General features: G+C 46.1%; 11 protein-coding genes. All 11 read right to left on the reverse strand.

The genetic code is table 11. The features are described 5' to 3' along the window. Nucleotides 1-33: 33 nt before the first annotated feature. Nucleotides 34-1128, reverse strand: coding sequence for a helix-turn-helix domain-containing protein (locus BLQ13_RS21875; protein WP_090923813.1), 1095 nt, complete (start codon nucleotides 1126-1128; stop codon nucleotides 34-36). 66 nt (nucleotides 1129-1194) lie between these two features. After that, nucleotides 1195-1962 carry a DUF3388 domain-containing protein gene (locus BLQ13_RS21880; RefSeq protein ID WP_090923944.1) on the reverse strand — a complete coding sequence of 256 codons (768 nt, stop codon included), beginning with the start codon at nucleotides 1960-1962 and terminating at the stop codon, nucleotides 1195-1197. A gap of 197 nt (nucleotides 1963-2159) precedes the next feature. Then, on the reverse strand, nucleotides 2160-2423 hold the full coding sequence (locus BLQ13_RS21885; RefSeq protein WP_090923814.1) for a DUF3243 domain-containing protein: 264 nt from the start codon (nucleotides 2421-2423) through the stop codon (nucleotides 2160-2162). Nucleotides 2424-2552: 129 nt separating this feature from the next. Next, nucleotides 2553-3284: an elongation factor P 5-aminopentanone reductase gene (ymfI, locus tag BLQ13_RS21890; RefSeq protein ID WP_090923945.1), complete on the reverse strand. Its 732-nt coding sequence runs from the start codon at nucleotides 3282-3284 to the stop codon at nucleotides 2553-2555. 91 nt (nucleotides 3285-3375) lie between these two features. Continuing rightward, complete coding sequence (yfmH, locus tag BLQ13_RS21895) at nucleotides 3376-4656, reverse strand: EF-P 5-aminopentanol modification-associated protein YfmH (protein WP_090923815.1); 1281 nt, start codon at nucleotides 4654-4656, stop codon at nucleotides 3376-3378. 2 nt (nucleotides 4657-4658) lie between these two features. Next, entirely contained in the window at nucleotides 4659-5942 is a 1284-nt protein-coding gene (yfmF, locus tag BLQ13_RS21900) for an EF-P 5-aminopentanol modification-associated protein YfmF (RefSeq protein ID WP_090923816.1), read from the reverse strand. A 127-nt stretch (nucleotides 5943-6069) separates the two neighbouring features. Next, nucleotides 6070-6903, reverse strand: a complete 834-nt coding sequence (gene sleB / locus BLQ13_RS21905) for a spore cortex-lytic enzyme (protein ID WP_090923817.1) — start codon at nucleotides 6901-6903, stop codon at nucleotides 6070-6072. A gap of 179 nt (nucleotides 6904-7082) precedes the next feature. Further along, a complete protein-coding gene (locus BLQ13_RS21910; RefSeq protein ID WP_090923818.1) occupies nucleotides 7083-9851 on the reverse strand; it encodes an FtsK/SpoIIIE family DNA translocase in 2769 nt (922 codons plus the stop codon). A gap of 90 nt (nucleotides 9852-9941) precedes the next feature. After that, nucleotides 9942-10172 carry a YlzJ-like family protein gene (locus tag BLQ13_RS21915; protein ID WP_090923819.1) on the reverse strand — a complete coding sequence of 77 codons (231 nt, stop codon included), beginning with the start codon at nucleotides 10170-10172 and terminating at the stop codon, nucleotides 9942-9944. After that, nucleotides 10169-10945, reverse strand: a complete 777-nt coding sequence (locus tag BLQ13_RS21920; protein WP_418792739.1) for a ClpP family protease — start codon at nucleotides 10943-10945, stop codon at nucleotides 10169-10171. The genes BLQ13_RS21915 and BLQ13_RS21920 overlap by 4 nt, the downstream gene beginning before the upstream one ends. A 246-nt stretch (nucleotides 10946-11191) precedes the next feature. Continuing rightward, entirely contained in the window at nucleotides 11192-12841 is a 1650-nt protein-coding gene (locus BLQ13_RS21925; RefSeq protein ID WP_373323207.1) for a ribonuclease J, read from the reverse strand. Nucleotides 12842-13249 lie beyond the last annotated feature (408 nt).

Consider the following 13249-nt stretch of genomic DNA (forward strand, 5'->3'; position numbering starts at 1 on the left):
AGACAAGATTATTGTCCCCTGCAGTTAGCCAGGTTATTCGTTGCTGGAGCTTCCGCCTTCCGAAGAACCACTGGTCGTTGTGCCTGTCATGCCTTCTGTTCCCGTGGAAGAAGCCGTGCTATCTGTATCCAATTTAAGACGAATACGGTTGGTTGCTTTGCCGTCCGTTACGACTTGACCGCCAACATCAATTGTTGTTGCCGCCGCATAACCGGATTTAATGTACATGCCAGCGCTGTCCAATGTAAATGTGAACGTGTCACCGTCAGCAGTATTGCCATACTCGAGTTTCTCACCGCTTGAATTCTCACCTTTATACACTTCAAGCCAACTATGACCTGTCGCCTTGATCGTCACGGTTACAGGCTGACCTGTGCTTCCGCTAACTTTGAAGTTTGTAATATTGCCTGATTTTCCATCTTCAGAAACAGTAACAGAACCAGGTGTGGTTGGTGTTGTTCCCTCTGGGGTCTCACCTGTTTGGCCATCCGTTTGTCCGTCAGTTTGTCCGTCAGTTTGTCCATCGGTTTGACCTTTATTTTCTCCGTCGGTCTGACCATTCGTTTCATTACCGCCGCCGTTTCCGCCAGCATCACCTTTACCGGCATCATTCGATCCCGAGTCGGTTGCAGGCGGAGTTGCAGTTTGCCCGTTATCGGATGGTTGATCAGGTTTGTCATTAGCAGGTTTTTGACTGTCCGTAATCTTTGTATCATCCAGCCCTTGTGGATTGGTGTCATCGCCCTTGTTGTTTGCCATATACAGATACAAGAGCACGATAATCAGAATAGGGAAAGTCCACATTAGAGCAACAGACATCCAGCGGTTGCTCCGCTCCGCCGGCCGGCTGGAGCGCTTCTGGATTACCGGCTCCATCGTTGCTTCCGCCGTTTCCGCAGGTACGTCCTTTTTGTGTCCTTCCAGCAGCTCATCGGCATTAAGTCCCACCGTTTCCGCATAGGTTTTTATAAATGCACGCACATAGAAGCTGCCGGGTAACACTTTATAGTCCCCTGCTTCTATAGCCTCCAAATACCTCTTGCGAATTTTCGTCATTTCCTGTACATCGTCGAGACTCATCCCTTTTTGCAGCCGGGCCTCTCTTAACTGCTGACCCAGTTCAGACATGCCATCTCCTCCTTATGTTTAACTCTTCAGTTGTTGCTGATCTATTCCATGATTCCGTACGGAGCTTTACAGTTCGTCGGTATAGCTTGCCGTAAACGTATCATAAATAATTTCTTCGTTAGGATTATTACGCAATTCAATAATAATATCAAAATCATTATAATCATATTCGGATTCCTGCACAAAAATATCCGGATGCTCAATCACTTTCGTACTAGGCATCGACATGATATCCTGCAAAAGATTATAGTGCCGCTCACTGGAGCGAATCGTACTGACAATCCCATCGATAATAAATACATTATTCGGGTTTAACTCGTCTTCTGACATCTGGCTACGTATCGTTTGGCGAAGAAGGGTAGAAGATACAAAAGTCCAACGCTTCATGGCACATACACTGCCTGCGATGATTGACTCTGTTTTACCAACTCGCGGCATACCCCGCAGGCCGATAACCTGATTGCCCTCTCTTTTAAATACTTCACCCAAAAAATCAACTAATAACCCAAGTTCGTCCCGAGTAAAACGAAATGTTTTGCGATCATCTGAATCCCGGTCAATGTACCTACCGTGACGTACAGCCAGAATATCCACCAATTTAGGTTGACGCAATGCAGATACCGTAATGCTGTTGACTTTACCAAGCATCTCTCCCAGCAGACGAATCTTTTCGTCATCATCTGACTCGAGCAACATGCCCCGTGTTTTGCCTTCAACACCGTTGATGGTCAATATATTGACTTCAAGCATCCCTAGCATGGAGGCGATATCCCCCAAAAGACCAGGTCTGTTCTTATGTATTTTATATTCCATATACCATTGTTTAGTTTCCATGTATACACCCCGTAATGCATTATTCCACATTATTCGACAACATCCGAACGTGTCCATTGGACGCTATTTCGGGTCATCTTCTAAAAATGGGTCACGTTAATGATATATAAAATGAAAATGAATTACAAGAACAGCTCTGTAATCCGTTTGTAATCATTAGAGAAAAGCCCCCTTGCGGGAGCTCTTCATCTCTAGCCTTATGCGTTTTGTTTGGCCAATTTGACCATCAGGCACGCAATCGTACGACGCTCATCCGCATCGCCGACATCCCATAGTTCCTTCAATGCTCGGTTGGAATGGTTCGCCGGGTCAACTTTCTCATCCAGAAAGTCGCCGATCTCGTATGCCAGTTTGTTGATGGTTTCTTCACTCATCCCCATCCTCTCAGCTTGCAGTACGCGATCACCCAGGAACTTCTTCCATGTGTCGAAGTTAGAAACCACTGTTTTGTCTGTTGACATGATAAATCCTCCTTGGCTGACGCATGAGATTTAAAATCAACAGTTGTAATATGTGCTTTCGGGACATTTTATATACGAGCATTTAAAATTAAAGTTCGCAATCCACTGACTTGCAACTTGAACACGGCATTAAGTCAGCCAGCCCCCATTCGGACTGATAATCTGTCCATTGATATATCCCGACTCAGGTAGCGCGAGAAAATAAACCAGTGACGAAATTTCGTCCGGCTGCGCCAGTCGCCCCGCAGGAATCTCCTCTTCCAACATCTTCAACTCACTCTGATCCAGGTGGTCTAACATCGTGGTCTGAACAGCCCCTGGAGCAACAGCATTCACCGTAACGCCGGAGGGAGCAAGCTCTTTAGCAAGTGCCTTCGTGAAGGCATTTACCCCGCCCTTGGTTGTGGAATACAACACTTCACAAGATGCACCAGATAGCCCCCAGATGGACGACACATTAATAATTCTACCGTATCTTTGGGAGATCATATGTGGCATCATCTCTTGTGTGCATAGAAAAGTACCTTTCAGATTAATTGCCATCACTTCATCCCATATTTCCTCTGTCACATCCGCTAGCAAACCATAGTGAGATATACCAGCGTTATTCACAAGAATATCCGGCAACAACTCGTGAGCAGCCAATTTTTCCCGCATACGCTGAATCTGTTCCCTGCTGCGAAGATCAGCTGAAACCGTCATGATACGTCCATTTCCTCGCTCCATACAACGTCTTGCCGCTTCATTGGCTGCTTCATGCGATTTCATGTAGTGCAACACAACATTCATACCTACACTGGCAAACCGCTCTGCAATTGCAGCTCCTATGCCTCCACTTGCCCCGGTAACCAGAACAGTCATTTCCCCTATAGCTTTCACAATGTGTTCCCCCCATAACTTTCACTCTCAATCTAGTGAACCCTTCGATCGCTGTCCTATTCCCTCTCCATGGTTAAGGACTAACAACGAGTGATACAGCGAGCTGATCCCAACGAATATGCTCTTTCAATCTTTGATTCACATCTTGAAGTGTAATCGTTTCATACAATGAAATCATATTGAAAAAATCACCGCCACGGAAATGCTGCCGTGTGAATTCATTCGCAATGTTTTCTGGTGAATTGAGCATGCGCAAATAACCGCCAATTTTCTTTTTGCGCGCACGTTCAAAATCGGAAGCATCGAATCCTTTTTGCATAATCGCTTCGACTTCTTGGCGTATCCGTTTCAACAATTGATCCGGGTCTTTCGTATCTCCACCGACTGCAGAGAAGGCATATTGTGGTGAACTGATATAGTCATGTCCAAAACTATCCGAGATCAGATCTTCATCATAAAGCTTCTGAAACAGACGTGTGCTGGAACCAAACAACAGATCCATCATCAGCTGCGTGGTCGTGTCCCGGCGCAAAAGTGGCTCTCCTGTAAGTCCAACATCCGTTTCTTTGAATCCAAACAAACATTTCGGCAGGGAAACGGATAATTTGACCTCTCGTCTGGCCTCCCCCACCTGTTCAGGCTCTGATTCAAAGAAGCGGTGAATCGGGCCCTGCGGCTCGAAATTTTTCTGCTCCTGATTGGAACGAACCATGCTAATGACCTGCTCAGGATCAACACCGCCGACAACAAACAAGAGCATGTTACTTGGGTGATAAAATGTGTTATAACACGTATACAACGTTTCTTTGGTGATCGTGTTAATGGATTGGACCGTGCCCGCAATGTCAATATGCACCGGATGTTTTTGATACATTGCTTCAATCAACCCGAAATAAACACGCCAGTCCGGATTATCGGCATACATATTAATTTCTTGTTCAATGATGCCTTTTTCCTTATTGACGTTCTGATCAGTAAAGTACGGATTTTGCACAAAATCAACTAATGTTTGTATATTTTCGTTCATATTTTCGGTTGCCGAAAACAAATAAACGGTCTGATCAAAACTTGTGAAAGCGTTCGCAGAAGCACCGTGAGAAGCAAATGTTGCAAAAATATCACCCGTTGGCTCCTCAAACATTTTGTGTTCCAGAAAATGAGCAATACCGTCGGGCACCTTTACCTCGGCTTGCCCTTCCACCTGAAAGTGATTGTCCACTGACCCGTATTTGGTCGCAAAGGTGGCGTATGTTTTCTGAAAACCCGGTTTAGGCAAAACATAGACATGCAGTCCACTCGCCATTACTTCGTAATATAATGTCTCCTGCAAATGTTCATACCGAATGCTCTCCACGACTATTCCTCCTTCTCGTCCCGCAAGAAATAAATCGTATCCAGACGGAACTGCTCTGCGGCCTCACGAACATCCTGCTTGGTAATCTGCTCGATTTGTGCAAGTAGCTCTTCAGACGTTCTTTCCTTACCAGACAACTGACGGTTAAAATCGTAAGCAATCATCTCAAAAGCAGCATCCTGCATTTCTTTTAACAGATTACGGATCATCGCTTTCGTCTGGGACATCTCCAGATCGGTGATATGGCCAAGTTTCATTTCCTCAAGTTGCTGCTTGATGATGGTCACTGCTTTTTCATAATTGGGAATTTCAATCCCGGATTGAACAGTAGCAATGCCTTTGTGCCCGTCGTATCTGGAAGAAGCATAATAGGCGAGGCTTTCTTTTTCACGAACATTGACAAACAGCTTCGAATGTGGGTATCCACCCAGAATACCGTTATACATTAGCGCTGATGCGTATTTATCGTCTGCATAGGTAATGGAAGTGCGAAGCCCCAGGTTCAGCTTGCCCTGCCCAATGTTCAGCCGTTCAATGACCGTATTTGGCTCCTCATCCCCACGCACCGACTTCTGAGCCTGATAGTCAGAGGAAGTCTTGCGTTCAAGGTTAAAATGACGCTCTACCAGTTCCTCCACTTCTTCCAGAGTTGTATCCCCGACCACATACAAGTCCATACTGGCTTCTTTTAGCCAGTTTTCATAAGTAGCTGTTAATTCAGGAGGTTCAATGGCTGGCAGTGCTTTTCGTTCACCCAAGGGATGAAGCCGGTAAGGTTCATGCTTGCACATTTCTTCGATACACCGTTCAGCTGCATAACGCATTTTATCGTTCACAATCGACTCCAGCTTTTTACGAACCGTCTCGCGTTCTGCCTGTACATACGGCGTTTTGAAGTGTCCATTTTCCCTTGCGGGCTTGGTCAACACTTCTCCGAGAAACGCGAACGAACGATCCAGAAGTTGCTGCTCCCCACCTCCGACAAACGAATCATTAATGGTGTCCATACGAAACTGCACAATCTGATAATCACCGCGTTTATAGACGTCAAAACCAAATCCTGCTCCGTACAAGTGCTCCAATTGCTCTCGAAACTGCGTTGTTTCCGGATACGACTCCGTCCCTCTTCTTAAAACAAACGGTGTCAGTGCCACGGGAGTAACGGTGTCCTCGCGTAGCGGAACTCCAGCATACAGTGAGATAGCGAACGTCTTGAAACGTTTGGTTGGAAGCACATGGATACGTAGCTGTTTACGGCTACCTCGTTCAAATGCTACGGTATTCAAATGTCAAAACCCCTTTACGGCGTCATTTAGATAACCATTTCCTCAAGCTTAAACGTAACCACCATTTTAAACTATCCAAAAGCCAAGAAGCAACCGAAGTCATGCCTTCTGGTTGCTTCCCGCCCGATTACATGCAGAATATATGCTGCCCAATCGTTTTCACCTGCGGACGAGTCCATATCCATTTGGATGTGGCTGTCTTCGGGTTAAAATAATACAAACATCCACCGGAAGGGTCCCACCCGTTCAATGCCTGTTCTACAGCTTTTTTCGCCTGTGCATTGGGCTCCAGATAAATCTGTCCATCTGCTACGGCTGTAAAGGCTCCCGGTTGAAAGATGACCCCGGAAGGCGTAGATGGAAAACTTGTTGAGTTTACGCGATTCAGAATAACAGCGGCTACGGCTACCTGACCTTCAAACGGTTCTCCTCGCGCTTCGCCATATACGGCATTCGCCATAATTTTAAGCTCGTTCTCGGAGAGTCCGAGCGCATTGGCAGAACCCATATTGTCCTTCTCATTACTTGAAGGTTCTCCACCTCCGCCTGTGTCTCCGCCAGATGCTCCTTCTTTATGCAAAGGAGGCTCGGTAGGTGACCATTTGGTGCTGGCGTTATACAGCTTTAGCTTCGTTTTGGCTCCAACCACGCCATCTGCCTTCATGCCAAATTCAGATTGAAACCATTTCACTGATTTCAGCGTGCTACTGCCGAAATTACTATCGATTTTGCCATTGTAGAAACCGAGATACTTCAATCGTCCCTGAAGCTCGTAGACATCCTGACCGTAACTGCCATATTTCACGGTATTGTTACTGAAGGTCGGCACTGCTTTTTCCTCTACTGGAGGGTTGTTCTGAGCAGCGCTTTGAGGTGCTGTATGCTCAGGAAGCAAATAACGGATTCCAAGCGCGGTTATCAGCAAAATAGCAGTGAAAAGCCATAGGTTCATTTTTCGCATCGACTATGCTCTACCTTTCTCTTGTGGGATTTAACAGAATCGCTACCGTTATTATGACAAGCAGTGTTGTTTCCTATGCACCAAACGATCCGAACTCTGGAGCAAATGGCAAAACCTCAAAAGCTGTGAAACAGCAAAAAACCTTCAACCATAACGGTTGAAGGTTTTCTAATGCTTTGCTATGAGCTTATTTTGTTCTGTTGATACTGTTCCAGCGAAACAAGGACTTCGCGCGGTTTGCTGCCTTCATATGGCCCAATCACACCTCTGGCTTCCATCGAGTCAATCAAACGCGCTGCACGCGTATAACCTACCCGCATTCGACGTTGCAAGAGTGACACCGAAGCCTGCTTCGCTTCCAGAATGATCTGTACAGCCTGTTCGTATAGCTCATCCTGTACTTCTTCCGTTGCTTGATTGGAATCATCTACCTCAGGTACAAGGGATTCATCATACTGCGCTTCACCTTGACCTCGGACATAATTCACAATATTTTCAACTTCCTCATCGCTCATAAATGCACCCTGAACACGAATTGGCTTGGAAGCACCCATTGGCATGAACAGCATATCGCCCCGACCTAACAGTTTCTCCGCTCCGCCCATATCCAGGATCGTCCGTGAATCGACTTGTGAGGATACGCCAAATGCAATCCGTGAAGGAATATTGGCTTTGATTACCCCTGTAATAACATCAACGGAAGGACGCTGCGTCGCAATGATCAGGTGAATGCCGGCTGCACGAGCCATCTGCGCAAGACGCGCAATCGCATCCTCTACATCTCCAGCAGCTACCATCATCAAATCAGCAAGCTCGTCCACAATAACCACAATGTAAGGCAGTACCGCCGCCGGATTATCTTTCATCAGATTGTTATATCCCTCAACGTTACGTGTACCTGATTTGGAGAACAACTCATACCTTTTCTCCATCTCGACTACGATCTTTTTGAGCGCAAGCGACGCTCTTTTCGGATCGGTCACAACGGGTGCCATCAGATGCGGAATTCCGTTATAAACATTCAACTCAACCATTTTGGGGTCAACCATCAGAAACTTGACCTCATCCGGCTTTGCTTTATACAAAATGCTGGTAATAATGCCGTTGATACATACCGACTTTCCTGATCCGGTAGCACCAGCCACTAACAAGTGGGGCATACGGGCCAAGTTGCCAATGATCGTCTGACCTGATATATCACGTCCAAATGCGATCGTTACTTTGGATTCAGCATCCTGGAACGTGGCTGTTTCCATCACTTCACGCATGGTCACAACGGATACCTCGCCATTCGGAACTTCAATGCCAATTGCCGATTTCCCTGGAATTGGTGCCTCCATCCGAATATCCTTCGCAGCCAGAGCTAGAGCGATATCATCGGTAAGACTGACGATCCGGCTAACCTTGACCCCGATATCTGGCTGAATTTCATACCTTGTGACCGCTGGACCTCGGACAACCTCCAGAACTTTGGCACGTACACCGAAACTTTCTAGCGTCGCTTCCAGCTTGCGTGCTGTCTGCATATAATCCTTCTGGTCGGCGCCTTTTCCATTATTATTAGGCTTGGACAAAAGACGGAACGAAGGAAGCTTGTATGGCTTCGGCGGTGGTGGTGGCGGTACGACCGGTTGCGCATTCTCTCCTGTCACACCATCCTGCTCCGTTCCTGAGTTCAGCGTTTCACTCGGTCCGTCTGCTCCATCCGTTATCTCTTGCTCAAGATCGGCTTGAAGCTTGTCTGTTGCGTCATACTCAGCTTCTACCAGTTCATCTGTAAATTTAATATCCGCTTTGTCTACCTGATCCAGAGTGCTGTCGTTATGATTCAGATCCTCTGGGAACGGATATGCATCATCCAGATCATCATCTTTGTCAGAGCCATCTGATCTGACATGTTCAAAGAAGTCACGAATGATCGGTGCCGAATCAGCCTTGGTCTGCGTTACTGATGCTGTTGCACCAACAGCTGCTACACCAGAACCTTTGATCACAGGTGACTCGGGCTCCCCAGACCATGCCTCGGTTGGCAACTCCTGCCCAGCACGATAAACGACCTGTTCCGATTCAAGCACATCTGTTTCCGATGATTCATCAGCCTGCTTCGCGGGCTGACGATCCGCCCCCCATTTTCCAAACAACTGGAAGAATATCGGTGCCTTACGTTTGGGCAGCTGTCCCTCTTGGGAATCGGGAGAATCATATTCGTCATCCTCTTCCTCATCATCAACGGGTACAGGTGCGAGTTTACGTGCGTTGTTTTTCTTAATCCCCGCAACACTGGAAGCGGAACGTTTTGCTGGTCTGGATTCCAGCTTTTTGTACATCGAGCTGCCAGCATCCCAAATCTTTGTTCGGAATATGCGTATCAAATCAACATAGGACAATCCCGTAACAAGCATAAAGCTAATCACAAACATGACGATCATGATCAATCTTGCGCCTAGACTGCCAAATAACCACAAAAATAAAGCAAACTGTCCTGCACCAAGATACCCGCCGCTAATATCCTTACCCAGCATGGAATCCCGTTCTCCAGAGGCAGCAGGTGTCAATAGTTCAATTTGCATATCATTATGTACCTGGGTCAGCACCGCACCTGGTTCAAGTGCGTCAACCGGAAGCAGCTTCTGATGCATGGCGGATATGGTGCTCATCAAGGTTAACGCAAAGACGAGCAGTACCAAACCAGTCTTGCGTGTAGTCCAGCCACTCGGCCACTTCCGATGAATCATCACCATCAAACCGTAATATATGCCCACAAGCGGAATCGCAAAATAAAACTTGCCAAGCATCAGTCCAAACATCTTGGAAAGCGAGCGTCCCACTGTAGCTTCACCCGATAGTGCTATAACTGCCAGTGTGATTAGCACAATGCCATAAATTTCATATTTTAAGACGCCGCTAAATCCGGCACCCTTTTTTTTCCTCTTTTTTCTTCTGGCCAAAATCAGGTCACCCCCAGAAGAATATTATACCATACAAATATATTCCGTACATATGTTCTTTTTCTGCACCATTTGTCTGAATTCGTCGCGTTATGTTGGACTTGTGTTACCCGAAAGCGGAACGGTTGCGCCCGGCAGATTGGACGGGTCCAGATACGCTTCAAGTGGGCAGTCAAGTAAACGCACAATAACAGCCTCGGTGTCGTTTACCGGTCTGACCTGCATTAACAAACCATTCATTCGAATCTCTTTCGTATCCCCCGCCTCTGTCCACATGCCTGACCATAGTTGCTCTGGAGGCATCACAGTATACATTGTCATTGCGTGTATCCTCCCGCCTGCATCGACTGTCTTTTATCTCCCATAAGCTTGTTCAATTGTGCAATGGCTTGACCAATACCACCAACAGCATCCATCAAACCGTACTTCACTGCGTCCGCACTTCCTACCGCTGTTCCAATATCCCGATTCAATTCTCCTGTCTTGAACATCAATTCTTTGAACATGTCTTCGGAAATGTTAGAGTGCGAAGTCACAAACCGTACAACACGTTCCTGCATCTTCTCCATGTATTCAAACGTCTGGGGTACACCTATGACAAGTCCGTTCATACGTATCGGGTGAATCGTCATTGTGGCACTTCCCGCAATAAGCGAGTACGTGGAAGCAACTGCGATGGGTACACCAATACTATGCCCTCCTCCAATGACAACGGTCACCGTTGGTTTGCTCAAAGAGGCAATCATCTCAGCAATAGCAAGTCCAGCCTCCACATCACCACCTACCGTATTGAGAATAATCAAAATGCCTTCAATCTTCGGATTTTGTTCTGCCGCTACCAGCTGCGGGATAATATGCTCATACTTGGTTGTTTTGTTCTGTGGGGGTAAAATCAAATGTCCCTCTACCTGACCGATAATGGTCATACAGAAAATATTAGATTCACTGGCTGGTGACTGTGTTTGTCCGAACTGCTGAATGGATTCTGTGACTGGAGAAAGTTGCTTCTCCTCCTGCACCGGAATATCTGGAGCTTCGGCCTCCGACTGATTGGATTTTGGCATTCGTTTGTTGTCATTCATCTGCTCATTCATAAAATGCTGTCTCCTTCTCCTGAAAAATATAATAGTTGTCTTTTCCTTAGTATGGGGAATCTGTCAACGACCTTATACTTTCCCTGAACAAACATTTCCATCAATCAGTCTTTGAAATTTTTGCTTCCCTCTCATACTCCCTTTTAAAAACACAAAAAAGCCCCTTCTCTACGAGGAACCGTCCAATATTACTCGTAGAGAAGGGGCGACTGTGTGCCTGATTATATGTTTTTCATTAAACTTATTTTAAACTTCCATAATGATTGGCAAAATCATCGGTCTACGACGCGTTTGCTCATACAGGAAACGTCCCAAAGCATCTTTAACATTTGTTTTAAGTGATGCCCACTCGTTTACATTTTCACTCATCAGCTTCTGCAAAGTACTGCTTACAATGCGATTAGCCTCATCGAGCAGTCCTTCTGATTCACGTACATACACGAATCCGCGGGAGATAATATCCGGACCAGAGACGATTTTACCATCCTGCTTGCTGAGTGTTACCACGACAACCAGAATACCATCCTGAGACAGCAACTTACGATCACGCAATACGATGTTACCAACATCACCTACACCCAGACCATCAATCAACACGTTACCTGCAGTTACTTTACCTGCTTTACGTGCAGCTCCACCTTGAATCTCGACAACTTCACCGATATCCGTAATGAAAATATTATCCGGGTCGATGCCTACAGATTCAGCGAGAACCGCGTGACGACGTTGCATCCGGAATTCACCGTGAATCGGCAGGAAGTATTTCGGTTTCATCAGGTTGAGCATAAGCTTCAATTCTTCCTGACTGCCGTGACCAGATACGTGAACGCCACTGTTAGCACCGCTGTAATGTACGTTAGCTCCCAGACGGAACAGTTCGTCAATTGTACGGCCTACATACTTCTCGTTTCCTGGTACTGGTGTTGCCGCAATGATAACAGTATCTCCAGGAAGGATGTCCACTTTACGATGCGTAGAACGCGCCATACGTGTCAATGCGGACATTGGCTCACCTTGGCTACCTGTGCAAAGAATAACTACACGATCTGCAGCCATTTTGCCAACTTCTTCTGGCTCAATGATCATTCCGTCTGGAATTTCCAGATAACCTAAATCCGAAGCAATCCCCACCACATTTACCATGCTACGTCCGATCACTGCAACTTTACGTCCAGTAACCTCTGCTGCATTGATAACCTGTTGAATACGGTGCACGTTGGAAGCAAACGTTGCGACAACGACACGTTGGCTAGCTTTGCGGAAAATATCTTCCAGCACAATGCCTACGTTTTTCTCAGATGGAGTAAATCCAGGTTTCTCCGCATTGGTACTGTCAGACAGCAGCGCAAGTACGCCGTTGGTTCCGATCTGTGCCATACGTTGAAGATCTGCATACTGACCATTCACTGGCGTATGATCAAATTTAAAGTCTCCCGTGTGAACAACTGCGCCTTCCGGCGTTTCTACACATACCCCGACGGAATCCGGAATACTATGGTTAGTAGCAAAGAATGATGCTTTCAGCGTTGTTCCCAGTTCGAGCTCTGAATCTGCGTTGATGAGGATACGTTTCGTCTCACCAAGCAAATTTGCTTCTTTCAGTTTGTTCTCGACAAGACCAAGTGTAAGTCTTGTTCCGTAAACAGGAACATTCAAGTGTTTGAGGACATATGGCAAACCGCCGATGTGATCCTCGTGTCCGTGAGTTAAAATAATGCCGCGTACTTTATCACGGTTCTCAGTCAAGTACGAAATGTCAGGGATGACAATATCAATACCAAGCATATCTTCTTCAGGGAATTTAAGACCAGCGTCTACGACTACAATGTCGTTCGCGTATTGGATAACATACATATTTTTACCAATCTCGCCTACGCCGCCCAATGCAAAAATCATCAGCTTCTCGTTATTATTATTTTTCTTAGACAAATGAATCTGAACCTCCTATGGTAGTTGGACGTCGTACCTTATTATTTATTGTAAGTTAAGAAAAGTAGTTCAAACATCACACCCCTAAGAATTAGGGATGAATGCAAAAGAACACCTTTATTCACGATATCTGGAAGAAGTTCTTCGAAGTTATACCCCATCACCAACAGGTTGGATCCGAATTTCCCCTCTTAGCCGTTCCTTCCTTTTTCACCGCAAAGCCACACCAACGAAACGATGTCGCTTTCAATTTCAAAAAAATACCGCACCCAGTCACTTGACATCATTATACATGATTAAAAACAGAAAAAACAAGTCACTCTCTCGTTAACCTGTAGGTTTCCCTTCCTGCAAAAAAAGAAACCTTACATCGCT

The sequence above is a fragment of the Paenibacillus polysaccharolyticus genome, assembly GCF_900102085.1.
GTDB classification, from domain to species: domain Bacteria; phylum Bacillota; class Bacilli; order Paenibacillales; family Paenibacillaceae; genus Paenibacillus; species Paenibacillus polysaccharolyticus.

What these genes read in the sequence shown, in the direction of transcription:
- BLQ13_RS21885 (WP_090923814.1), bottom strand. Translation starts at nt 2,423, where the DNA reads ATGTCAACAGACAAAACAGTGGTTTCTAACTTCGACACATGGAAGAAG.
- BLQ13_RS21915 (WP_090923819.1), bottom strand. Translation starts at nt 10,172, where the DNA reads ATGACAATGTATACTGTGATGCCTCCAGAGCAACTATGGTCAGGCATG.
- BLQ13_RS21880 (WP_090923944.1), bottom strand. Translation starts at nt 1,962, where the DNA reads ATGGAAACTAAACAATGGTATATGGAATATAAAATACATAAGAACAGA.
- BLQ13_RS21925 (WP_373323207.1), bottom strand. Translation starts at nt 12,841, where the DNA reads ATGATTTTTGCATTGGGCGGCGTAGGCGAGATTGGTAAAAATATGTAT.
- BLQ13_RS21875 (WP_090923813.1), bottom strand. Translation starts at nt 1,128, where the DNA reads ATGTCTGAACTGGGTCAGCAGTTAAGAGAGGCCCGGCTGCAAAAAGGG.
- ymfI (WP_090923945.1), bottom strand. Translation starts at nt 3,284, where the DNA reads ATGACTGTTCTGGTTACCGGGGCAAGTGGAGGCATAGGAGCTGCAATT.
- sleB (WP_090923817.1), bottom strand. Translation starts at nt 6,903, where the DNA reads ATGCGAAAAATGAACCTATGGCTTTTCACTGCTATTTTGCTGATAACC.
- BLQ13_RS21920 (WP_418792739.1), bottom strand. Translation starts at nt 10,945, where the DNA reads ATGAATGAGCAGATGAATGACAACAAACGAATGCCAAAATCCAATCAG.